The 19,497-nt window shown below is 68.3% G+C and carries 23 protein-coding genes; 11 read left to right on the top strand and 12 right to left on the bottom strand.

From position 1 onward, the window contains the following. Positions 1–68 precede the first annotated feature (68 nt). On the bottom strand, positions 69–737 hold the full coding sequence (locus SACCYDRAFT_RS11295) for an SAM-dependent methyltransferase (RefSeq protein WP_005456279.1): 669 nt from the start codon (positions 735–737) through the stop codon (positions 69–71). A 72-nt stretch (positions 738–809) separates the two neighbouring features. Beyond that, entirely contained in the window at positions 810–1,703 is an 894-nt protein-coding gene (locus tag SACCYDRAFT_RS11290) for a LysR family transcriptional regulator (RefSeq protein WP_043536392.1), read from the bottom strand. 78 nt (positions 1,704–1,781) lie between these two features. On the opposite strand from SACCYDRAFT_RS11290, the gene SACCYDRAFT_RS11285 reads away from it, so the two are divergent. From SACCYDRAFT_RS11285 to SACCYDRAFT_RS11250, 8 genes are all read left to right on the top strand, one after another. Continuing rightward, the gene (locus SACCYDRAFT_RS11285) at positions 1,782–2,714 is read left to right on the top strand and encodes an EamA family transporter (RefSeq protein WP_005456274.1); all 933 of its coding nucleotides are present in this window, start codon (positions 1,782–1,784) and stop codon (positions 2,712–2,714) included. Beyond that, the gene (locus SACCYDRAFT_RS11280) at positions 2,711–3,337 is read left to right on the top strand and encodes an NAD(P)-dependent oxidoreductase (protein WP_005456268.1); all 627 of its coding nucleotides are present in this window, start codon (positions 2,711–2,713) and stop codon (positions 3,335–3,337) included. The genes SACCYDRAFT_RS11285 and SACCYDRAFT_RS11280 overlap by 4 nt, the downstream gene beginning before the upstream one ends. Before the next feature lie 212 nt (positions 3,338–3,549). Further along, the gene (locus tag SACCYDRAFT_RS11275; protein WP_005456203.1) at positions 3,550–4,320 is read left to right on the top strand and encodes an IS5/IS1182 family transposase; all 771 of its coding nucleotides are present in this window, start codon (positions 3,550–3,552) and stop codon (positions 4,318–4,320) included. Between the two features lie 154 nt (positions 4,321–4,474). Beyond that, entirely contained in the window at positions 4,475–5,974 is a 1,500-nt protein-coding gene (locus tag SACCYDRAFT_RS11270) for an MDR family MFS transporter (protein ID WP_005456267.1), read from the top strand. A gap of 55 nt (positions 5,975–6,029) precedes the next feature. Then, a complete protein-coding gene (gene lnt, locus SACCYDRAFT_RS11265; protein ID WP_005456266.1) occupies positions 6,030–7,610 on the top strand; it encodes an apolipoprotein N-acyltransferase in 1,581 nt (526 codons plus the stop codon). Positions 7,611–7,670: 60 nt separating this feature from the next. Beyond that, complete coding sequence (locus SACCYDRAFT_RS11260; RefSeq protein WP_005456264.1) at positions 7,671–8,063, top strand: hypothetical protein; 393 nt, start codon at positions 7,671–7,673, stop codon at positions 8,061–8,063. A gap of 113 nt (positions 8,064–8,176) precedes the next feature. After that, complete coding sequence (locus SACCYDRAFT_RS11255; RefSeq protein WP_052309094.1) at positions 8,177–9,883, top strand: glycosyltransferase family protein; 1,707 nt, start codon at positions 8,177–8,179, stop codon at positions 9,881–9,883. A gap of 53 nt (positions 9,884–9,936) precedes the next feature. Then, a complete protein-coding gene (locus SACCYDRAFT_RS11250) occupies positions 9,937–10,500 on the top strand; it encodes a hypothetical protein (RefSeq protein ID WP_005456262.1) in 564 nt (187 codons plus the stop codon). A 10-nt stretch (positions 10,501–10,510) separates the two neighbouring features. On the opposite strand, the gene SACCYDRAFT_RS11245 is transcribed toward SACCYDRAFT_RS11250, so the two are convergent. The 4 genes from SACCYDRAFT_RS11245 to SACCYDRAFT_RS11230 all read right to left on the bottom strand — a co-directional run bounded on the left by SACCYDRAFT_RS11245 (position 10,511) and on the right by SACCYDRAFT_RS11230 (position 12,983). Beyond that, positions 10,511–10,918, bottom strand: coding sequence for a hypothetical protein (locus SACCYDRAFT_RS11245; RefSeq protein WP_005456261.1), 408 nt, complete (start codon positions 10,916–10,918; stop codon positions 10,511–10,513). Beyond that, positions 10,915–11,844, bottom strand: a complete 930-nt coding sequence (locus SACCYDRAFT_RS11240; protein ID WP_005456260.1) for a WXG100 family type VII secretion target — start codon at positions 11,842–11,844, stop codon at positions 10,915–10,917. Before SACCYDRAFT_RS11240 ends, SACCYDRAFT_RS11245 begins: the two co-directional genes overlap by 4 nt. Then, a complete protein-coding gene (locus SACCYDRAFT_RS11235; protein WP_005456258.1) occupies positions 11,841–12,194 on the bottom strand; it encodes a hypothetical protein in 354 nt (117 codons plus the stop codon). Before SACCYDRAFT_RS11235 ends, SACCYDRAFT_RS11240 begins: the two co-directional genes overlap by 4 nt. Before the next feature lie 84 nt (positions 12,195–12,278). Further along, the gene (locus tag SACCYDRAFT_RS11230) at positions 12,279–12,983 is read right to left on the bottom strand and encodes a DUF1990 family protein (protein WP_005456251.1); all 705 of its coding nucleotides are present in this window, start codon (positions 12,981–12,983) and stop codon (positions 12,279–12,281) included. Positions 12,984–13,076: 93 nt separating this feature from the next. On the opposite strand from SACCYDRAFT_RS11230, the gene SACCYDRAFT_RS11225 reads away from it, so the two are divergent. Together SACCYDRAFT_RS11225 and SACCYDRAFT_RS11220 are read left to right on the top strand one after the other, a co-directional pair. Next, positions 13,077–13,289, top strand: coding sequence for a hypothetical protein (locus SACCYDRAFT_RS11225; protein WP_005456249.1), 213 nt, complete (start codon positions 13,077–13,079; stop codon positions 13,287–13,289). After that, complete coding sequence (locus SACCYDRAFT_RS11220; protein ID WP_005456247.1) at positions 13,286–14,017, top strand: DUF1990 family protein; 732 nt, start codon at positions 13,286–13,288, stop codon at positions 14,015–14,017. The genes SACCYDRAFT_RS11225 and SACCYDRAFT_RS11220 overlap by 4 nt, the downstream gene beginning before the upstream one ends. A 653-nt stretch (positions 14,018–14,670) precedes the next feature. Here the strand turns inward: SACCYDRAFT_RS11220 and SACCYDRAFT_RS27315 are convergent. The 4 genes from SACCYDRAFT_RS27315 to SACCYDRAFT_RS11215 all read right to left on the bottom strand — a co-directional run bounded on the left by SACCYDRAFT_RS27315 (position 14,671) and on the right by SACCYDRAFT_RS11215 (position 17,307). Beyond that, complete coding sequence (locus tag SACCYDRAFT_RS27315; RefSeq protein WP_408640304.1) at positions 14,671–15,096, bottom strand: Imm52 family immunity protein; 426 nt, start codon at positions 15,094–15,096, stop codon at positions 14,671–14,673. Positions 15,097–15,420: 324 nt separating this feature from the next. Continuing rightward, a complete protein-coding gene (locus SACCYDRAFT_RS26320) occupies positions 15,421–15,858 on the bottom strand; it encodes a hypothetical protein (protein WP_157606495.1) in 438 nt (145 codons plus the stop codon). A gap of 367 nt (positions 15,859–16,225) precedes the next feature. Continuing rightward, positions 16,226–16,432 carry a hypothetical protein gene (locus tag SACCYDRAFT_RS26315; RefSeq protein WP_157606494.1) on the bottom strand — a complete coding sequence of 69 codons (207 nt, stop codon included), beginning with the start codon at positions 16,430–16,432 and terminating at the stop codon, positions 16,226–16,228. Positions 16,433–16,902: 470 nt separating this feature from the next. Further along, the gene (locus SACCYDRAFT_RS11215) at positions 16,903–17,307 is read right to left on the bottom strand and encodes a DUF6896 domain-containing protein (protein ID WP_005456244.1); all 405 of its coding nucleotides are present in this window, start codon (positions 17,305–17,307) and stop codon (positions 16,903–16,905) included. A 716-nt stretch (positions 17,308–18,023) separates the two neighbouring features. On the opposite strand from SACCYDRAFT_RS11215, the gene SACCYDRAFT_RS26310 reads away from it, so the two are divergent. Continuing rightward, complete coding sequence (locus tag SACCYDRAFT_RS26310) at positions 18,024–18,338, top strand: hypothetical protein (protein WP_157606492.1); 315 nt, start codon at positions 18,024–18,026, stop codon at positions 18,336–18,338. A 188-nt stretch (positions 18,339–18,526) separates the two neighbouring features. Here the strand turns inward: SACCYDRAFT_RS26310 and SACCYDRAFT_RS11205 are convergent, their stop codons facing one another. Then, on the bottom strand, positions 18,527–18,829 hold the full coding sequence (locus SACCYDRAFT_RS11205) for a helix-turn-helix domain-containing protein (protein ID WP_005456242.1): 303 nt from the start codon (positions 18,827–18,829) through the stop codon (positions 18,527–18,529). Then, on the bottom strand, positions 18,829–19,344 hold the full coding sequence (locus SACCYDRAFT_RS11200; RefSeq protein WP_005456241.1) for a DUF2975 domain-containing protein: 516 nt from the start codon (positions 19,342–19,344) through the stop codon (positions 18,829–18,831). The genes SACCYDRAFT_RS11205 and SACCYDRAFT_RS11200 overlap by 1 nt, the downstream gene beginning before the upstream one ends. Between the last annotated feature and the right edge of the window lie 153 nt (positions 19,345–19,497).

Raw genomic sequence — 19,497 nt, 5'->3', positions numbered from 1 at the left:
GGGAGTCGGTCGCCTCGACCGTCGTCCCGCAGCGGCACCGGCTACGGGCGGGCCGGACGCTTCTCCGCTCACGGGGCGCGGCGTACCCGCACGACGCTGTCCTCCCTGCGCCCCGGGCGGCCGTCGGGGTCGGCCACGTCCGTCTCGACGACTTCGGCCACCTCCACGGTCCACTCGTCAGGAGGCAGGCGGAGCGCCTCGACGATCTCTCCGACGGTCGGGAACCGGTGCTCGAACGGCGGCGACTCGACCCACGAGGGCCATCCGGCGTGGCTGCCGATGAGCAGAACACCGCCGGGCGCCACCGCGTCCGCTGCTCGGCGCAGGATGCCCTCCCGCTCGCCCTCCTCGGCGACGGGTGAGTGGAGGAACTGCGCGGAGACCAGGTCGAACGATCCCTCGGGCATCGACCGCACGAGGTTGTGACGCTGCCAGATGATGCGGTCGCCGACCCCGGCGTCGGCCGCGTGAGCGGCAGCCCGGCGCAGCGCCGTGTCCGACACGTCCACGGCGGTCACCCGCCATCCCTGCCTCGCCAGCCAGATGGCGTCACCGCCCTCGCCGCAGCCGAGGTCCAGGGCTCTCCCGGGAGTCCAGGACGCCACCTCCCGCACGAGCAGTGGGTTGGGCCTGCCGCTCCACACGGTGTCCTTCTCCTCGTAGAAGTCTTCCCAGAACCGTTCGGCGGACCGCGTCTCACCGTGGGGACCGTGACTGTGCTCGTGCCTCGTCGTCATGCCCTCACGGTGCACCGCCAGGACGCGCGCTTTCCAGTTTTGTTGCCGCTCCGGCAAATTCCGCGCGGAACGTCAGTCCCGCGCGGGTGGAGTGTCCACCGGAACGTCGAGCAGTCGCAGGAACGCCGTGGCGGCGGGCCTGGGGTCGGAGCGGCTCCAGACCAGGTACTCGACCCGTTGCGGGGCGTCGCTCACGGGCACCGTGGCCACCCCGGTGAGTTGGGGCACGAACTCCGAAGGGAGCATCGCCACACCGAGTCCCTGCTGCACGAGCCGCACCATGATGTCCACCGCACCGACCTCCAGAGCGACCTCGCGGTCGGTCCCAGCGGCCTCGAAGGCCAGGTCGGATTGGGTGCGGCCCGCCGAGCCGGCCGGAAAGTCCACGAAGACCTCCGACGCCAGCCTGCGCAGTCCCACCTCGGCTTCGCCGGCGAGCGGATGGTCGGGCGCGACCACGGCGACGTGCCGGTCCCGCGTCAGTTCGTGCACCCGCACACCGCGCGGTTCGGCGGTGGCGGGCAGGCCGAGGAACGCGAGGTCGAGGTCGCCCTGCTTCACCTGCTCGACGAGGTTCGGGCTGCTTCCCAGGCGCAGCTGGACGCGCACCTGTGGATACCGGGTGTGGAACTCCTTGAGCGCGGCGGGCAGGTCGACGGCCGCGACAGTGGGGATCACGCCGAGCGTGAGCCGCCCTCGCACCTCACCGAGCGCGGCGGCGACGTCGGCGACGGCACGCTCGGCGGCCTCGAGGCACCGCCTCGCCGCCGGGAGGAACGCCTCCCCCGCGGCCGTCAGCCGGACGCGGCGACTGGTCCGGTCGAACAGCCTGCCGCCGAGTTCGCGTTCCAACCGGGCGATCTGGTGGCTCAGTGCCGACTGGACCACCAGGCAGCGCTCGGCCGCCCTGGTGAAGCTCTTCGTCTCGGCCACGGCGACGACGTAGCGCAGTTGCTGCAACTCCATACATTCATGATCGAGCACGATCAATCGCATGACAAACATGCATTGGACTCATTGATCGAATCCCCGAACACTGAGGTCATGGCAGTCCTCTCCCCGCCTCAAGCGATCACCGGCCACGCGGGCCGTACGGCGATCACGGCGCTCGCCCCCGCCGTGTGGGGCACGACCTACGTGGTCACCACCGAACTCCTGCCGCCGGGACACCCCCTCTTCGCCTCTCTCCTGCGCGCGCTGCCCGCGGGGCTCATCGCGCTCGCGCTCACCCGGACACTGCCTCACGGCGTGTGGTGGGGCCGGGCGGCGATCCTGGGCGTACTCAACATGGGCCTGTTCTTCCCCCTGCTCTTCGTCGCCGCCGAACGGCTTCCCGGTGGCATCGCCGCGACACTGTCCGCGAGCCAGCCGGTCATCGTCGTGGCGCTGGCCGTACTGTTGCTCCGCGAACGGCCGTCGGCGTGGCGTACCGCGTGGGCGGTCGCCGGTGTCGTCGGCGTGGGGCTGGTGGTGCTGCGGCCCGGCTCGGCGGCGTTCGACCTCGTGGGGGTTCTCGCGGCGCTGGGCAGTGCGGCCAGCATGGCGCTCGGTGTGACCCTGACCAAACGCTGGGGGCGGCCGAAGAACGTGGGCCCCACCGCGTACGCCTCGTGGTTGCTCACCGCCGGTGGCCTCTTCCTGCTGCCGGTCACCCTCGTCCTCGAGGGAGCGCCGCCCGCCGTCGACGGCCCCGCCGTACTCGGCTACCTCTGGCTGGGCCTGGTCGGCGGCCTGCTCGCCTACATCCTGTGGTTCCGGGGGATCGCCGAGCTGCCGGTGACCTCCGTCGCCCTGCTCGGCCCGCTCTCCCCGATCGTCGCCGCACTGCTCGGCGTGCTGGTGCTCGGACAGACCCTGGGGCCGATCCAGCTCGTGGGCTTCGCCCTCACCATCGTGGCCGTCACCGCCGGGCAGTGGTCACCACGCAACCGCCGCACCCCGGTCCGGGAAACCCCGAAGGAAAGGAACAACCAGTGAAACTCGTCGTTCTCGGCGCCACCGGCATGGCAGGCTCCCGAGTGGTCACCGAAGCGCTCGCCCGTGGCCACGAGGTCGTCGCCGTGTCCCGCAGCGGCGCGTCCGACACATCCGGGGTGACGTCCGTCCAGGGCGACGTCACCGACGTCGACCGCATGAAGTCGCTGTTCGCCGGCTCCGACGCGGTCGTGAGCGCCACCCGCCCACGGCGCGGCGAGGAGCACACGGTGCCCGCGACGACGACGGCGTTGCTCGACGCCGCGGCGGCCGCCCGCACCCGGGTCGTCGTGGTGGGCGGCGCAGGGCCGCTCCGCAGCCCCGGCCGCCCCGGACTGCTCGTCCTCGACGACCCTCGTTATGTCGAGGACGCGTGGCGAGACGCGGCCGTCGCGAGCGTCGAACAGTTCCGTGTTTGCCAGGCACACTCCGCCGACTGCGTCTACCTCAGCCCCGCGGCCGTCCTGGAGCCCGGCGTGCGCACCGGTCGCTACCGGCGCGGCGGGACCACGCTCGTCGCCGATCCGGACGGCACGTCCCGCATCTCCGCCGAGGACATGGCGGTGGCCGTTCTGGACGAGGTCGAGAAACCCGGCGGGCAGCCGCACGTCGCCGTCGGGTACTGAGTCCGGCGGCCCCGCGCCTCCGGGGTGGGCCGCACCGCGGGTCCCGAACGACGAACGCGGAGCGGCTCCCGTGCCGGTGACGGACATTTCGGACCACCCTGTTCACGGAGGGAGAACAGATCACCCACCGGGCGGGAAACACGTCGCTCCCGCCATCCTGTCACGCTAAGGGCTGTCCCGTAACTGCTGGTGGCGGGTGAGATGATCTTGCCGTGTCTGGTGTGATCACAGCGTCTGAGCCCTCCTGGATAGCCCCGTTCACCGGGCTGAGCCCGCGCCAGTTCGGCAAGCTGATCACCGCTCTGCGGCGTGAGGGTGCGGACCCGGTGCGCAAGGGGCGGCCCTGGAGCCTGCCACTGGAGGACCGCGTGCTGCTGGTTGCCACCTACTGGCGGACGAACCTGACCTTGCGTCAACTGGCCCCGCTGTTCGGGGTGTCCAAGTCGGCCGCCGACCGCATCATCGACCACCTCGGGCCCGCGCTTGCGCTCCAGCAGCGCAAGCGGTTCCGTACCGACACCGTGCTGATCGTGGACGGTACCCTGGTCCCCACCCGAGACCACACCATCGCCGAGCAGTCCAAGAACTACCGATACTCCACCAACCACCAGGTCGTCATCGACGCCGACACCCGACTCGTCATCGCGGTCGGCCGACCCGTCGCCGGCAACCGCAACGACTGCAAGGCGTGGGAGTCCTCCGGCGCGAAAGACTCCGTCGGTAAGACCACGGTCATCGCCGATGGCGGCTACCGGGGCACCGGCCTGGTCATCCCGCACCGCCGCGAGAAGGGCCAGGCCGAACTTCCGGCATGGAAGAAGGAACACAATGCCTCTCACCGCAAAGTCCGTGCCCGCGTCGAGCACGTCTTCGCCCGGATGAAGGGCTGGAAGATCCTGCGCGACTGCCGACTCAAAGGCGACGGCGTTCACCACGCCATGCTCGGCATCGCCCGCCTCCACAACCTCACCCTCACCGGATGACACAGAAACCAGCAGGCACCCAGCACGTCAGCGACCATTTACGGGACAACCCTTAGGCTGGCCGTTCGGGGAAGCCATCACCGCGACAACGTCGTCCGTTCGGCGTCTCCACCGATCCCGTCGCGAACCTACCTGGGACAAGGCTGCCATTTTCATGATCGACAGAGCTCGCACCGAACCGGTGTCCGACCGTGATTCCACCACCCCCCGGAGCGGCCCGTTGATCGCGGTGTTGGTCGCTTCGGCGTTCGTCATGATCCTCAACGAGACGATCCTGAGCGTCGCGCTGCGCGACCTCACCGTCGAACTGGGGGTCACCACCACGACGGTTCAGTGGTTGACCAGCGGGTTCCTGCTGACGATGGCGGTCGTCATCCCGACGACCGGCTTCCTGCTCGAACGCTTCACCCCTCGGCACATCTTCCTCGCCTCCCTGAGCCTGTTCAGCACCGGCACTCTGCTCAGCGCGCTCGCCCCGGGCTTCGGCGTCCTGCTGGCGGGCCGGGTCGTGCAGGCCTGCGGCACCGCCGTGATGGTGCCGCTTCTGATGACCTCGGTGATGCGCCTCGTGCCGCCCCAGCGGCGGGGAGCGATGATGGGCACGATCACCATCGTCATCGCCGTCGCACCCGCGGTGGGTCCCACCATCGGTGGTGCCCTGCTGTCCTCTCTGGGCTGGCGCTGGATGTTCTGGCTCGTGCTCCCGCTGGCGCTGTCCGCGCTGGCCTTGGGTGCGAAGTGGTTCCGGCTCGACGGTCACACGCGGAAGGTGCCGCTCGACATGGGGTCGGTACTGCTGTCCGCGCTCGGGTTCGGTGGTCTTCTCTACGGCCTGGCGTCGATCGGTGAATCGGGCGGTCAAGGTCATGCGTTGCCGCCGTGGCTGCCCGTCGTGGTCGGCGTCGCCGCACTCGCCGTGTTCACCTACCGGCAGGTCCGCCTGCAACGCGACGACCGCGCGCTGCTCGACCTGCGGCCGTTCACGTACCGCAGTTTCGTGTTGGGCGTGACGTTGACCGGCCTGGTGTTCATCTGCCTGCTGGGAGTGGGCTCGATCATGCTGCCGCTCTACCTGCAGACGGTGCTGAACACCAGCACGTTCGTCAGTGGGCTGGCGGTACTGCCCGGCGGTCTGGTCCTCGGGCTCCTGGGCCGCCCGGTGGGCGCGTTGTTCGACCGGCTGGGTTCCCGGCCGCTGGTCATCCCGGGCGCCCTGGCGATGGCCGGTTCGCTCTGGCTCTTCACCACGCTCGGCCCCGGTTCGCCGTTGGAGGCGGTCATCGCCATCCACGTCCTGCTCATGACAGGTCTCGCCTTCATGATGACCCCGCTCATGACGGAGTCCCTCGGCGTGCTGCCCGAGCACCTGCACTCGCACGGCAGCGCGATCCTGTCCACGCTCCAGCAGGTCGCGGGCGCGCTGGGCACCGCCGTGTTCGTCACCGTCGCCGCTCTCGGCAGCGCCGAGGACGCCGTCAGCCCCGACGCCGACGGCCTGCGCCTCGCCTTCGTCACCGCGGGCTGCATCGGGGTGGCCGCTCTGGTCGCGGCGCTGTTCACCCCCCGTCGCAAGACGGCTGAGGACCCGACCGGTTCGGACGAGCACGGCGAACCGGTGAACACCGCCGCGGCGACAGCCCACGACACCCGATGACGAGGGTCGCGCGCTGACCGAGTGTGCCGGGTCGCCGTGGGCGTAGCGTGGCGGTGTGCGCCGCGAACCACGCCGCCGCTGGGCGGGGCGAGCGCTCGCTCCGCTCGCGGGCGCGGTCCTGGCTTGCTCCCTCCCCGGCGCGGGCCTGTGGTGGCTGGCATGGACCGGTCTCGTACCGCTGCTCGTGCTGCTCGCGCGCGCCCACTCCTACCGCGACGCGGCCTGGCTGAGCTGGGCCGCCGCCGTGGGGTTCTTCCTCACCGCCCACCACTGGCTCGTTCCGCACCTGGGCATGTTCACGGTTCCCGCGCTGGCGGCCGTCGGACTCCTCTGGGTTCCGTTCGGCCTCGGCGCGTACCGGGTGTTGCGGCCCCCGCTGTCCTGGGCGAGAGCCGCGCTCGGCCTGTCGTTCCTGCCCTGCCTGTGGGTGACGCTGGAAGCCCTGCGCTCCTGGAAACACCTCGGCGGCTCGTGGACCCCGTTGGGGCTGGGGCAGTGGCGGACACCGCACGTGCTGGACGTGGCAGCGCTCGGCGGTGTGTGGTTGCTCAGTGCACTGGTGGTCGCGGTGAACGTCGGCGTCGCGGTCGTCGTCCTCCCCGGCGCCCATGGCCGGGCGCGGCTGCTCGGCGGTTCCGCTGCGCTGCTGTTCGTCGTCGCCGGCACGGTCCACGGTGCCCTCCACACGGCTTCCCCGGCGACCGGGCACGTACGTGTCGCCGGGGTGCAACCCGGCCTGGTCTCGGACAGCCTCGCCGAACACCTCCGGCTCACCGATCAACTCACCCGCACCACGGCGGACGTGGTGGTGTGGGGCCAGAGCAGCGTCGCGCTCGATCCGTCACGGCGACCGGACGTGGCGATCGGGTTGCGCCGGGCCGCCGAATCCGCGGGCGGGCATCTCCTCGTGAACGTCGACGCGCAGGGCCCAGACGGGCGCATCACGAAGTCCACCCACCACTACCGTCCCGACGGCGTCGCAGGCACCTACCGTAAGCAGCGGCTGGCGCCGTTCGGGGAATACGTGCCCCTGCGCCCGCTGCTCGGCCCACTCCTGGGGCACACCGACGCCGCACGGGTGGACCGGGCGCCCGGCGACACACCGACCCTGCTGCGGGTGGGGGACGTCCGGCTCGGCCCGCTGATCTCGTACGAGTCCACGTTCCCCGACCTCCGGCGCACGCTCACCGCCCGGGGGGCGGACGTGACGGTGGTGCAGGGCTCCCTCACCACGTTCCACGACACCTGGGCTCAGCGGCAACAGGCGAGTGCCGAGGCCGTCCGGGCCGTCGAGTCCGGACGCTCGACCGTCCTCGTCAACTCCAGCGGAACGTCCGCGGCCTTCGACGCGGACGGCCGTCTGCTGGCCTGGGTGCCGCCGACCCACCGTGGCACCTTCACCGTCAGCGTGCCTCTGCACGAGGGCCTCACCCCCTACGTCCGGTGGGGAGACTGGTTCCCGGTCCTCGCCACCGCTGTGACCGGGGTGACGGCGGCGCTGCTGTTCGTCGCGCGTCGCCCGCGCGACATCCCGGCGTGTCCGCAGGTTGTGAACGCGTGTTCGCAGTTGCCGTACGCCCCCTCCGCCTCCGGTGCTCCTCCCCGGCCCCGCCACCCGCACGGCGGCGGGGCGTAACCTTGATCAACCGGGGCCGCGTCGGGCCCTGTCGTGACAGGAACTGGGGAGGGGAGCCCGATGGCGACCTGGGGTGATCTGGTGGCCTACATCCGGGAGAGCTACGACGTGGTCCGCGACGAGCCGGACGAGATCCGCGTCCGGATCTCCTACGAGGATCGGCGGGCCCAGGTGGTGATCATCGCGAGGGAGGTTCTCGACCGCAGGGAGGAATGGGTACAGATCGCGACGCCGTTCGCCCGCGTCGACCAGGTCGACCTCCAGGAGGTGCTGACCGAGATCGGCGACACCATCGTGGTCGGCGGAGCGGTGCTCATGGGTGAGCATCTCGTGCTGCGGCATTCGCTTCCTCTGGTCAACCTCGACATCAACGAGTTCGTCGACCCGCTCGAACTCGTCACCGGCTCCGCCGAACTCCTGGAGGAGCAGTTCACCGGACGCGACGACTACTGACCCACCAGGCCGGGCGTCCCGGACCCGAGCTGTAGGGGCAGGTCTTACGAAGCGGCTGCAACAGTCGTGGCTGTGCCGGCCACTCAGGGTCGGAAACCGTAGTACCGACCTGAGTGGAGAGTTCGTTGGCCCTCGTCGACGAGACCGCCGCCGGCACCCGCGCGGCCGTGACCGACCAACCCCGACGATGGCGGCCCGGTAGGGGGACGTGGAACCTGGCTGTGGTGGGTGGGTGTGTGGCGTTGTTCGCGCTGCTCGCCTGGAACAGCCGGTGGATCGCCGACGACGGTCTCATCGTGCTGCGCACGGTACGGCACCTGCTGGAAGGCCACGGCCCCGTCTTCAACGTCGGTGAGCGCGTCGAGGTGAACACAAGTCCACTCTGGACATATCTGCTCGCGCTGGTGGGTATGTCGGGCCTGCGCCTGGAATGGCTCTCGCTCGCGGTCGGTGGGTTGTGCGCTGTCGCCGGGCTCGGTCTGGCGCTCGACGGCACCCGCCGGCTGCACGGCACCACGGTGGTGCTCGCCCCCGCCGGTGTCCTCGCAGTCCTCGCGATGTCGCCGTTTCGCGAGTTCGCCACGTCCGGCCTGGAAACCGGCCTGGCCTTCTGCTGGCTCGGCGCGGTGTGGTGGCTGCTCGTCCGCCTCGCCCGCGATGACGGTGGGCGCCACTGGCCCACGGCTCTGGTGATCGGGCTCGGCCCTCTCGTCCGCCCCGAGTTCGCCCTCTTCACCGCCGCCGGGTTCGTCGCGCTGCTCGTCGTCACCCGCGCCCGCCGCGGCCCTGCACTCCGTCTGGCGCTGGTGGCCGGGGCACTGCCCGTGGCCTACCAGGTGTTCCGCATGGGCTACTACGGCCTGCTGACACCGAACACCGCCCTCGCCAAGGAAGCGTCCACACCGCGGATCGACCGGGGCTGGCGGTACCTCACGGACACCGTCGACACCTACCTCCTGCTCGTTCCGCTACTCGCGCTGGCAGTCGCTCTGGTGGTGACCGTGCGCCGGCGCACGGTGGCCGGGCTCGGGGTGGCCGTGCTCGCTCCCGTGCTGGTGCTGACGCTGTACGTGGTGTGGATCGGCGGCGACTTCATGCACGCCCGCATGCTCCTCCCCGCGATCTTCTGCCTGCTGCTGCCCGTACTCGTCCTCCCCGCCACACCCCGCGCACTGCTTCCCCTCGGCGTGGTCGGTGCCTGGACGGTAGCGGCGGGCTGGTGGCTCCACGTCCCCTACAGCCCACAGGAACCGGCGGGTATCGGCATCAGCGACGAACGAGCCTTCTGGGCCTACTCCACCCGTCAGGAGCATCCCGTGCTCGCCGAGCACTTCGCCGAGGTGCCGATGATGAGCGCCCCGCTCGACACGCTGCACGCCCAGGATGGACCCGTGATCGTCGCTCACGGCGAAACCGGATGGCAGGCCCATCCCACGACCCTTTCCCACAGCACCGTGGTCACCTGCTGCATCGGTGCCGTGGGCATGCTCACCGACTCGGACGTCCGCGTGCACGACTCCCTGGCACTCGCCAATCCCCTCGCCTCACATGCCGAACCCCGCCCCCAGGGCATGGCCGGACACGACAAACACCTCCCACCGGCATGGGATCTCGCCGACGCCGGAACGCCGGGCGCGGGGCTGGCCGACGCCCGCGCCGCCCTCGCGTGCCCGGAGGTGCGGGACGTCCTCGCCTCGGTGCGCGAGCCGATGAGCCTGGAACGGTTCTGGGACAACCTCACCGGCGCGTTCCACCGCACTGGTCTCCGTTACGACCCGGACCCGGCAGTCGCGAAGACCTGTGGTGCCGCCGTGGGCTGACGGCGCCCGCGTCCACACCACGGCGGCACCGACGCCCGGCTACGCTTCCGGCCGTGGACTTGTTCAGCGCACCGACCCTGCTCATCGAGCATCCCGGCGGGTTCCGCAACGCCCTCTGGCGCACGACGTACGACGTGTCGGTCTACGACGAGCACGACCGCTCGCTGGCCACGGTCGGCGAGCGGTCCGCACCACGAGCGCTCTCCCTGGTACGGGCGACCGGGTTCTCCGGGCACACGTCGTTCGACCTGAAGGTCGAGCTGCCCGACGGCCGGGAGGTGCTGGGCATCCGGAAGGGCTTCTCGGTGCGCCACACGCGGGTGGAGGTCACCGACGGCTCGGGAACGCTCCTGGGCTCGATGCTGAAGCGGGGCTCGGACATCGCCCTCACCGACAGCACCGGCGCTTCACTCGGCAGTCTCGGCGAGTTCGCACCGCTGCGGGTCGGGGCACTGGCCAAACGGGACGGCCGCAAGGTCCGGCGGGACGTGCTCCGCCTGCATCCGGACCTCGGCTCACCCGCACGGCAGCTCGCCATCGCGGCGGCGCTGGCCTGGGACATCGTGCACAACCGGGGCACCACGAAACCCTCTGGGTCCGCGTGGCCCGCGGGCTGAACGCGAGGACTCACCAACCCCGGCGCATGATGGACCCGCCCTCCTCGTCGTCGCCCCGGGCGGCCTCGATGATCGAGTCCGGGTCCTGGCCCTCCCGTAGTTCCTGGTGGGCCCGGGCGAGGTCGGGCAGCGAGGCCGCCATGGCCGCCTGGACACCTTCGTCGTCGAGCGCGCGACCGGACGTGATGTCGGACCAGGACAGCTCGCCCTCCTTGATGCGCGAAACCAGCTCCTTGAGCTCGCGCGGGGCGCGGGCACTCTCCGCGTGCCGTTCGATGGCGGCGAGATCCCGCTCGGAGAGGCCGGGCGAGCGCGACTGCACGCGGCTCGCCTCGGAGGCTGCCAGGTCGACGCCGGCGAGCTTGGCGTCCACGTCGGCGACCAGCTCGTCGAGCCGGGCCTTGTCGTAGAAGGTCATCGCGCACCTCCGGTGCCACCGGTGCCGGGACTCGGCGACGGTGATGGAGCGGGAGAGGGGGAAGGCGAAGGGGAGGTTCCTGTGCCGGTGGGTGTGGAGTACCGGCCTGTCGCGGAGTTGACGGCACCACCCAGCTTGTAGCCGTTGTACGCCGCGCCCAGAGCACCCGACTTGGCCGCGCTGAGCCCGTTGTCGTAGGTCTCCCGGCCCTGCTGGTAGGAGTCCAGCACGTCGAGCGCGTCGTTGACGTCCCGGATGTCCTTGATCTTCATCAGTGCCGTGCCCATGGCCACGATGCCGTCCACCATGCCCTGCACGCCCTCGATCAGCGTCTGGATCGAGATGATGATCTTGCGGATGGCGTCGACGATCTGGATCGCGTCGTAGACCATCCACACCGCCTTGCCCCAGCCCACCACCGGGATCCACGCGGTCATCGCGGCTTCCATGAGCTTGGTGACGAGCTTGTCGAGCAGCGACAGAGCGATGCTCGTCGCCGTGCGGCACGTGTTCGCCATGCTCTTGAACCTGTCGCCGATGATGCGGGCGACCTGTGAGTCGGCCTCGATGGCCAGCGCCCACATGGAGTCCATCCGGCGGGCGAAACTCGACGCCCCGTCGCCCTGCCAGTGCTCACCGAGCTGGTCGACGCCCGCGTCGAGGTTGCGTCGGACCGAGTCGAGCGCCTTGGACACCTGGTCCCACGCGTGCGCGTTGGCGTCGATCTTCTCGAAGTCCCCGAGCAGCGGGTTGATCAAGGCTTCGACCAGGTTCTCCCCGGTCACCTTCTCGTAGATCCAGTTGACCCCCTGGATCTTCCAGCCCGCCTTCTCGATGAGTTCCTTCGTGCTCTGCCTGCCCGGACGGTCCTCCGGTGCCGTGGCCAACGCGGCTGCCGGGTCCTCGACGTCGGCGTAGGCGGTCACTGGGCGCCTCCCACGACCGGAGCACCGGGCACCGCGTTCAGGCCCTGCTCGATGAGGCCGAGATTGTCGCCGTTGGCCTTGTCCCTCTTCCGGTAGGCCTCGGCGGCCTTCTGGAGGCCCGACGCGTCGTTGGTCAACGTCCTGTTTCCGAAGTCGAGGGTGCGACCGTAGAGGTCCGCGACCGTGGTCACCACGGGGACCAGCAGAGACAGCAGTCCGGTGAACCCGGAGGTGTCGCCGCCCTTGGAAACCGCGTGCTCCTTGATCGTCAGGAAGTGTTCCGCGTTCCGTGTCATCAGTTCGGCATAGCCGTCGAGCTCGTCGGGCTCGACCTTGAATCCTTCTGCCACGGGGCCCTCCTCCGCACCGTTGGGTGACCGTTGGACGCAGGAGGCCCGCCGCGGGTTCCGGGTGCCCGCGACGAAAGCGTGTCGTCAGGAAACCACCATGGCCGGAGCGCACCCGCGGGTCTCGATGTGCACCCCGTCGACCAGCCGCCCGCCGGACGTCGCCACGGCGGACAGACAGAAGCGCACCCACATGTTGAGCTGCACCTCCTTCGCCAGGCGCAGGCGCGAGTACAGCATGTGCACGAGGCGGGTGCTGGGCCGGGCCCAGAGTTCGATCTCGAAGACCAGCTCCTCGCCGTCCCCCCTGGCCTGGAACTGCACCTGCCCGGCTTCCAGGTGACCGCGCAGGGTCATCAGCCGCAGGGACGTGGCGTCACGGTGTGTCACCCGGACCGGACCGTTCCACGGCCCCGGCATCTCCACCACCAGCTCGTCGCCGACATCGAGCCCCCGGTTCTCGACCCCGTCGGCGTGAATGTCGACCACCTCGGTGGGCACGAAGTGTTTGAAGTCGCAGACGACGCGGTCGACGAGCTGGTCGGCGTCGAGCTCGGCATCCGCGATGCGTGCCTGGAAGCGGCGGTGGAACAGGGGCCCGTAGCCGTCCGACGCGAGTTGCGCGCGGCCGTCCACCGCACCGGACGGCACCGGCGGAGGACTGTCCCGCTCGTCGCCCTGACACTCGTTCCGGTAGAGGGGCGTGGTCTCCCAGAGGTAACGCCACGTGACGAGCGCCGTACCCAGCAGCCACCGTGCGACCACGGCGCCCATTCGACGAGGTCGCTGCATCGGTGTCCTCCAGGTCTCCGGACTCCCAGAATCGGGTACAGACTCGAATACCCGCACACCACACGCTGACACGAGTCGACAGGGGAGACGCACATGGTGGTTGGACTACTGCATCGAGTAGGGCTGCGCAGCGACCACTTCCACCTGGCCTCGCTGGTCACGATCACGCTCTGCGTGGGCCTGTGGGTGCGTGCCAAGACGGTGGACCAGGCTCAGCGGGGCAACGCCGAGCGGCGGGCGCTCTTCGTGGGGCTGTGGCCGCCGACGATGTGGTTGATCGGCGACTCGTTGAAGGACTACGAGTGAATCCGGCGCGTGACTGGGTCTTCGGGCGCCTGGACACCACGCGGGCGTGGGCCGACCTCGCCGACGCGGGCATCAACTACTCGGTGACCGAGGTCCGCCGCCCGACGTGGAACATCGACACGCACCGAAAGGAACTGCCCTCGGAGCGGCCGGGTGAGCCGGAACCGGAGGGGTCCTGGGCACTGGCCTGCCGGCTGGTGCACGACTACGAGTTCTCGCCGCCGGAGATCGTCCGGGCGCTCTACGATCCGGCGACCCCACTGCTGGGCCGCGACATGCTGCTGGAGGCCCGGTTCCACATGATGCACTTCTACTGCGGCGTCCGGATCACCGAGGTGGTCGACGAGACCCGCGACAACGGCGACCGGGTCTGGGGCTGGGCGTACGAGACGCTGGACGGCCATCTGGAGCGGGGCAAGGTCACCTACGAGGTGGTGAAGCACCAGCACTCGGGTGCGGTCGAGTTCGTGGCGTCCAGCTACTCACAGGGTGCTCCGACGCTGGACCGCATCACGTTCCTGGGGTGGCGCGTCTTCGGCCGCCGCACGCAGCTGCGCTTCTACCGCCGCTGCGGGGAACGGCTGCGCGCCTTCGTCGAGGCGGGGTTGCGCGGCGAGCGGGTGCCCGCCGGGCCTCCGCTGCGGGCCGGTCGCCTCGTTTGCGCGCCGACGGACGCCGCCGCCCACCGCTGGGACGCCCTGGCGCTGCACCGCGTCGCGCCGGGCTGAGGGCGGGCGACTCAGCCCCTCGGGGTGGCCGGGGCCCAGTTCCTCGACGCCTTCCGGGCTTCGTCCACCGTGCCCACCCGGCGGGCGTTCGCCCGCTTCTGGCGTGGTCCGGTTTGCGCCCGCTTCCACCATCGCCTGACGGACAACCATGTGGCTGTAGACGGACTCGGCGACACTGCGATGGACCGCGCTTGTACCCCTGAGAGCGTGTTCCGCGAACCCTTCTCCGCCGTGAGCGGGGGTCGGTGTGGTGGATCGCAAGGCGGAGGAGGGAGGCGTGCTGGAGGTGCGTCCCCCTACTGTGACCGCAAGCAGCGTGCCACAGTAGGGGACCCAACGCGGTAAGGCGCCGCACCGAGTCCCGCGCAGCAGGTAACCGAGGGTTTTGAGAACAAGCTCTTATCCCCTCGAAAGGAATCCAACGACGCTCGAAAGATGCGAGCCTGATACCTGTAGAGGGCTAGGCCCGGCCGTCAATAGGGTTCCGCCCGAGAACTCTTCCACAGACAGTCCGGGCCCTTCAGCTGCCGCTGGCTTTCGAGCCTCCGAAACATACGTCATCCAGCCACCCACCGGACGCCCTGGATTTCCCTCCTGAGCCACACGCATTGAGTAGTTCGCAAACGTTGCCCACTGCGGATTCCACGCCTCAACTACCGAGCAAAAAAAGACCTCGCAACCCCTGGGTCATACAATTCAGCAGCGGCTCCCACCGGTTCAGGAAGCTCCAGCGTGAAGTAGTTCTTGACAGAACTCGTCGCCGGGCTCGCACCGCATGTGGTGCTGAACGAGACCGGGACAGGGTTCTTGTTCCACAGCGACACACTGAACCCGAGCTCGCTGATGACCCGGCCATCAACATCCGTACGATCACGACCACCTACGAGCATGGCCTCCAAAACATCCACACTGGTCGCCACGGGGTTGCCGGAGGCGGCGGACTTGCTCCTGCCCTTACGGAACCACGTCGCCAAGGCTGGGTGCACCACCCCCAGCTGACTCAGACAAAGAGCCAGCCGCCGGGCGCACTCATTGGCCGACTCGACTCGGGGCCCCCAATAGGCACCTACGTAGAACATGTCCGCAGCCTCCACGACCTCCACCCTCCTCCTCGCGGAACGGGGCGTCGCCCTCGTCGCCATCAAGGAACTCCTCGGTCACACCCACATCGGCGTCACCACCGGCGTCCACGTACGACTCCCTCCAGCGCCGAGTCCACTGACGCCCTCGGCCCGGCCGACGAACCCCCACACCTTGACTACCCACCGGCCGTAGCCGTCGTCCGCTGACGTTGCTACCAAACGCCAGAGAAGCCCCGCCGAGGAACCTCTTCGGCGGGGCTTCTATTTCAGGGAGGCGTAACTCACGGAGCGAACTCTCAGGTTGCGCCCCTCTATGCTCGATCAAACCATGATGTCGAACCCCAGTGCGCTCGAATATCTGCTCGCCCATCCCTTGGCTGACGCCAGAACGTCCATAGACCTTCCGGTTGAAAGCCGAAGCGAGCCTTGTTCCAGGCACCCCTGAATCCAGGGCTCCAGACCAGGGGAACCAATGTCACGCGCCAGCACCAGGGCCTGCACGAGGCGAGCCGGATAGTTGGCTACAGGAAGCCAGGCATAGAGTTCACCTCGCTGCACATCTTCGTAAGAAGAAAGCAGCAAACACAGTTCGGTGCGATTAGCTACGAACTGAGTCGCTCGCCCCAACCCTTCCCGAAGAAACACCTCCAGCGATCTGTCGACCGTCTGCGGCCATGGCACTTCGTTACTTGAGCTGCGAATCGGAACGGACATGCTCCCGTACTTCTCCAGGGCCGGGCCAAACTTGGCGTCACCCACGTTCAAGTGCCAGGCCAGCGTCCCCGCAGCCTCTTTGGAGATCCACCCCAGGTATGCCAGCCCATGAGCCTCCCAGCGCACATCTCCCCTTCGCGACATGTCAGCCCCGGCAGGGACAGCACCGAGCTCCATAGCCGCACGCAACACGGCCGGGGCAGTCAGCGGCTTAGCCACCCAACATCACCACTTCGTCCATCTGCTTTCCTATCCGATGCCGACATTTCACGCGACCGATAGTCAACTCCGACAGTGGACTTTCGGAAAACTCCGAAGAAAATCGGATCCAACCCTTCCGAAGCGGATTTTACCTGAGGGTCGAAACAGTTCAATCCAAATCCGTTTGAAACCTGCGCCACATAGGCAGACGTCACATCTGCTCCATTCCACGCAAGCGCAATGTAAACGCATGGCCCACTTGCCCACCGGAAAGTGGCGTTGCAACCCAGGGCGTATCGTCTCCGGTATCCCTATCAGGCCAGCGCTCAGTGAGGGCGGCCAGAAAGTCAGCGACGACACTTACCACCGGAAACAGCTCATCGCCATCGAGATAATCGTCGTACAGGCGGTTATGCACCCCAGCTGCTTCACGATCACTGGACGGCACATCCCCTTGCCAAACCGCAAGGTCGTAGCTCGCTTTCCATTCACCTCGTCTCGCATGCAGTAGAGCTTGGCGCTTGCCAATACTCCTTTCCTGACCTTTCCACCATGCCTTCGCCCCGCCATAAAGGCAACTCTGCCAATCGCCGCCGCGCCGTAGATCGCCGTTTAGGTGCGGTCGGCCACCTCCGGCGCCCGGCGGCTACGCCCACGTATGACTCCGACTCCAGCGTGACGCCAGCGAAGCCCTGGAGCACGCCCTCAGTGGCCAGGACGGCCGTGACGCCCCGCCTGCGGCAGCCGCTGTCTGCTGACGCTGCCGTCAGCATTGCCCTCAAGGCACCACGAGTCCCTCTCCAAGAGCTACAAGAAGAATGGCCTCGTCATTTCACTTCGACACCCGAAAGGAATGGAATTGGCCTTCAGGCCAACCAAGGGATGGCGTTACTCAACTGTCGAGAACCATCCGCTGCGCGGCTCAAGCAAACGCCCCAGAGAGACCAAATTCCTGCACTCGGCAACGATTTCGTCCAAGCTTTCCAAGGGTTCCTCGTCGAGGCTCACCGAAAGCCTTCTAATCCTCCAGGCATCAAATATTTCCGTCCCTTCCTCCAGAAAGTCCATGTCAATCTCGGCGCCGCTGGACTCAATGAAAAGACATCCAAAACCGTGAACGTTGTATTCAATACCTTCCTGGATGAGCCCGGCTTTCTCCAGAGCTCGCGACCGATACAGGTAGAGGATGCTAGCCAGCCCCTGACCACCCGGGTGGAAGCGCTGAACAGCGCTGCGCACCCGGGAAAGGGCCTGCAAGTACGCCTCGACTTCCCTCAAAGGCTGGCTTGTCATCGACACCCCGGTCTCTTGTACTTATTCACTAGACGGTCCGTCCCCACCTCAGCCCAAGCAGTTGTAATGTCATCATTCCTCCAGGATACCTGGCACGAATGTCAGCATCCGAAAGTAAACGATACGGCACGTCAATCCTTACACGCTTCGCCGCGGCAACACGGTGGTGACCGTCCAAGACGTACAGATCATCACCGATCTTCGCCACGGATACCGGATCGCCCTGCCAGCCATTCTGCTTCATTCTGATACCACCGCGCACCCATGTTCACGTTGCCACTTGCCGGGTCGGTGTACTGGTGCTGGAAACCCGACGCCGGCTGCGTTCCCGCCTCGGCCTGCCGCTCCCCGAACGGACTGAACGACCGCGACCCCGCCAACACACCACCCTGACCACCCCCAACGGCAACCCACCCGGCGTGTAGGTGTACTCCCCCTGCCCATCCGAGGCGACCTTGATCCCCGACCCCACATAGGGTTCAAGTCCTCCGTGAAGCCCGGCGGAATCACACTCTGCACCGTGCCGTCCGCATCCCGCAGCACCACGGCGCCGTCGCTCAGCTCGGCGTTCAGTCCCTCCAACCACAGGGGAAAGTCCCAGGTAGTAGGAGCATCCGGTGACTTCAGAACGATGGCTTCCTTCACACCGACCGGTGTCACCTCGACCTTGAGACCGGCCTCGGGGCGAAGCTCCGTCGGCAGGCTTCGAGGTGTGTTTGCCGACCTCGACCGTCGCGGCGGTCGAGGTCGCTGACGCCAAATGGCTGCGGCCTGCTGCGGTGCCCCACTCCTGCTCGGGGATCTCGCCTTCGGCCAGGCCGACACCGTTGCCCCACGGCAACGCGACGATCAGCCCGGCCGTGACCACCGCGACCAACATCAACGTCAACGTGCGCAACGCAGCAGACACCGACCGGTGGCCATGGAACCCCCTGCACAACAGCGCGCGGATCAACCCCATGGCCACGTCTCATGCCACCGCGGTCACCCTGCGCCCGACAAACAAGCGGTGTCCGATACCGAAGTCCTGACTGGACTGGCGTGGTGAGGCCGCATCCGATCCCGTCGAGGCTTGCGATGACGTTCCGGCCGACAGGGCCGGAACGCGGTGATCGGCCGGGCCCGCGCGGCTGGTTCCCAGTCACCGCGTCCGAGGAACCGAATCCAGCGGCCGCCCCGTCACCCTCCCACTGCACACCGGTCCACTTCGGGGGAACGCTCACCTGGTGGGGGCGGACGCCTCGGCGTCGACACCGGTCGCCGGGGACCAGCGGCGCCCGTCAGCGGTGTCAGCGGCGCCCTCGGTGTCTTCGGTGTCTTCGGCCACCCAGCGCAGCAGGTCTCCCGGCTGGCATTCGAGTGCCTCGCAGAGCGCGGCGAGCGTCGAGAAGCGCACCGCCTTGGCACGGCCGTTCTTGAGCACGGCCAGGTTGGCGGGTGTGATCCCGACACGGTCGGCGAGCTCGCCCACGGACATCTTCCGCCTGGCCAGCATCACGTCGATGTCCACGGAGATCGGCATCAGATCACCCCTGCCAACTCGGCCCGCATCCGGCCCGCCTCGGCCTCGCGTGCGACGGCCTGGGCGAGCAGCATCCGGAGTACGAGCACGATGAGGGCAACGCCCAGTACCGCCACGACACCCCCGCACAACAACAAGATCATTCCTGGGGCGACGGCGTCACCCGGCACGTGGTGGTTCGCCGACGCGAGGACGGCCGTCAGCGCGAACAGCAGGAGAGCGGCCACCACGATCGCGCCGATGACGACGTGCACGTAGCGGAAGGCCCCGTGGGAGAACACGGTTCCGCGTCGCACCATCGACACCAGCCGCCACACGCAGACCAGGACGACCTGCACCGCGACCACGCCCAGAAGTACGAGCACGACCACCGGGACACGCAGGTACGACAGGCTCGGGGCGAGCTGCTCCAGATCGACTGCCAACAGCGGCACGAGCACTGTCTGCACGAACACCGATCCCGCGAGCAGTACCGCGAGTACGGCACGCAGCGCGGGCACCATCAGTTTTCCCATCGCCCCTCCATCGATCGAACAACGATGAGAATCTATCGAAAAACGATAGAACTCGGCAAGCGTTCCGGCGACACGGCACAGCCTTCAGCGCAGTATGGGATTCGATCGTTCGCGGGCCGCCGTCGGGCCGCAGTACCGGCGATCGGCGCGGCC

This window comes from Saccharomonospora cyanea NA-134 (assembly GCF_000244975.1).
In the GTDB taxonomy this organism is placed as follows: domain Bacteria; phylum Actinomycetota; class Actinomycetes; order Mycobacteriales; family Pseudonocardiaceae; genus Saccharomonospora; species Saccharomonospora cyanea.
This window is presented reverse-complemented; position numbering and strand designations above follow the sequence as displayed.